Origin of the sequence: Pseudomonas sp. NPDC088429, from assembly GCF_044753305.1 — a bacterium.
Lineage (GTDB): Bacteria > Pseudomonadota > Gammaproteobacteria > Pseudomonadales > Pseudomonadaceae > Aquipseudomonas > Aquipseudomonas rustica.
Window position 1 is genome coordinate 1 of record NZ_JBIVMX010000154.1, and the last position, 2,294, is coordinate 2,294.

Sequence of the window (2,294 nt, forward strand, 5' to 3'; positions counted from 1 at the left end):
GAGACATCGAAATGTGGCAGTTCCACCCGACCGGCATCGCCGGCGCCGGTGTACTGGTTACAGAAGGTTGCCGTGGTGAAGGTGGATACCTGATCAACAAGCACGGCGAGCGTTTCATGGAGCGTTATGCTCCGAACGCCAAAGACCTTGCCGGTCGTGACGTTGTTGCTCGCTCGATGGTTAAAGAAATCATCGCCGGCAACGGTTGCGGCCCGAATGGCGACCACGTACTGCTCAAACTCGACCACCTGGGCGAGGAAGTACTGCACAGCCGTCTGCCAGGCATCTGCGAACTGTCGAAGACTTTCGCACACGTTGACCCGGTTGTTGCGCCGGTTCCGGTTGTTCCGACTTGCCACTATATGATGGGCGGCGTTGCCACCAACATTCATGGTCAGGCGATCACCCAGGACGCTGAAGGCGTCGACAAGATCATCCCGGGCCTGTTCGCTGTAGGCGAAGTGGCTTGCGTATCGGTTCACGGTGCCAACCGTCTGGGCGGCAACTCGCTGCTCGACCTGGTGGTATTCGGCCGCGCTGCCGGCCTGCACCTGGAAAAGGCGCTGACCGACGGCATCGAATACGACGACGCTACCGAAGCCGACATCGAAGCTGCCCTGTCGCGTCTGAACGCGCTGAACAGCCGTACTGATGGCGAAGACGTGGCAACCCTGCGTCGCGAGCTGCAGAACTGCATGCAGAACTATTTCGGTGTATTCCGTACTGGCGAATACATGCAGAAAGGTATTGCTCAGCTGGCTGACCTGCGTACCCGCATCGCCAACGTGAAGATCAACGATAAGTCGCAGGCGTTCAATACTGCCCGTATCGAAGCGCTGGAACTGCAAAACCTGCTGGAAGTGGCTGAAGCTACTGCCATCGCTGCCGAGGTTCGTAAAGAGTCGCGCGGTGCTCATGCCCGTGAAGACTTCGAAGACCGTGACGACGAAAACTGGCTGTGCCACACCCTGTACTTCCCGGGTGACAAGCGCGTCACCAAGCGTGCCGTGAACTTCTCGCCGAAGACTGTTCCGACTTTTGAACCTAAGATTCGGACTTATTAAGGGTGGCCGCCATGTTGCAAGTCAGCGTATATCGTTACAACCCTGATCAGGACGCCGCGCCGTTCATGCAGGAATTCCAGGTCGATACCGGTGGTAAAGACCTGATGGTGCTGGACGTACTGGCCCTGATCAAAGAGCAGGACGAAGGTTTCTCCTATCGTCGCTCTTGCCGTGAAGGCGTTTGTGGTTCCGACGGCATGAACATCAATGGCAAAAACGGCCTGGCATGCATCACGCCGCTGTCTGCTGTTGTAAAAGGTAACAAGTTGATCGTTCGTCCGCTGCCAGGTTTGCCGGTTATCCGTGACCTGGTCGTCGATATGAGCATCTTCTACAAGCAATACGAGAAGGTGAAGCCTTACCTGCAGAACGACACGCCGGCTCCGGCCATCGAGCGTCTGCAGTCGCCAGAAGAGCGCGAAAAGCTCGACGGTCTGTACGAGTGCATCCTGTGCGCTTGCTGCTCGACCTCTTGCCCGTCCTTCTGGTGGAACCCGGACAAGTTCCTGGGTCCAGCTGCACTGCTGCAAGCTTATCGCTTCCTGGCAGACAGCCGTGACACCAAGACCACCGAGCGTCTGGCTTCGCTCGATGACCCGTTCAGCGTATTCCGCTGCCGGGGCATCATGAACTGCGTCAACGTATGTCCGAAAGGCCTGAACCCGACTAAGGCCATCGGTCACATCCGTAACATGTTGCTCTCGAGCGGCGTGTGATTCAGCTGATGTAACCGCTGTACCGTAGAGGCTGTGGCGCGGGCTTCAACCCGCGTCATGGCTATAACCAGAGCAGTAGCCACAAGCTGCGGCTCTTATTTTGAAGAAATGAGACAAGCAGGGGCATCCGGGCTGGTACCCGGACTATCAGCGTGATCCTAGGTGGCTTGTTTTAGTCGCTGCATTCGGACTTCTGCAAGTTTGCTCGGTGTCGTCGCCGATGGTGTTCCCCTAACCGAGGGTGACCAAGCATGCAAGAAAGCGTGATGCAGCGCATGTGGAACAGCGCCTACCTTTCAGGTGGAAACGCTGCCTTTGTGGAAGAGCTTTATGAGCTCTACCTGCACGACCCTACCGCTGTGCCAGAAGAGTGGCGCACCTACTTTCAGAAGTTGCCCGCCGACGGCAACTCTGCCACTGATGTTTCGCACTCCACAATTCGCGATCATTTCGTGCTGCTGGCACAGAACCAGCGCCGCGCCCAACCGGTGTCCGCCGGGAGCGTGAGCAGTGA

3 protein-coding genes are annotated in these 2,294 nt (G+C 57.4%); all 3 read left to right on the forward strand.

Annotated elements, in window-relative coordinates; genetic code table 11:
• Window positions 1–1,064, forward strand: a 1,064-nt coding sequence (locus tag ACIP66_RS28560; RefSeq protein WP_400652635.1) for an FAD-binding protein, incomplete at its 5' end; no start/stop codon positions are given.
• Between the two features lie 11 nt (window positions 1,065–1,075).
• Complete coding sequence (locus tag ACIP66_RS28565) at window positions 1,076–1,780, forward strand: succinate dehydrogenase iron-sulfur subunit (protein ID WP_053118486.1); 705 nt, start codon at window positions 1,076–1,078, stop codon at window positions 1,778–1,780.
• 251 nt (window positions 1,781–2,031) lie between these two features.
• Window positions 2,032–2,294, forward strand: a 263-nt coding sequence (locus ACIP66_RS28570) for a hypothetical protein (protein WP_400652638.1), incomplete at its 3' end; no start/stop codon positions are given.

Coding starts and splice junctions, on each gene's coding strand:
- ACIP66_RS28565 (WP_053118486.1), top strand. CDS start 1,076: ATGTTGCAAGTCAGCGTATATCGTTACAACCCTGATCAGGACGCCGCG.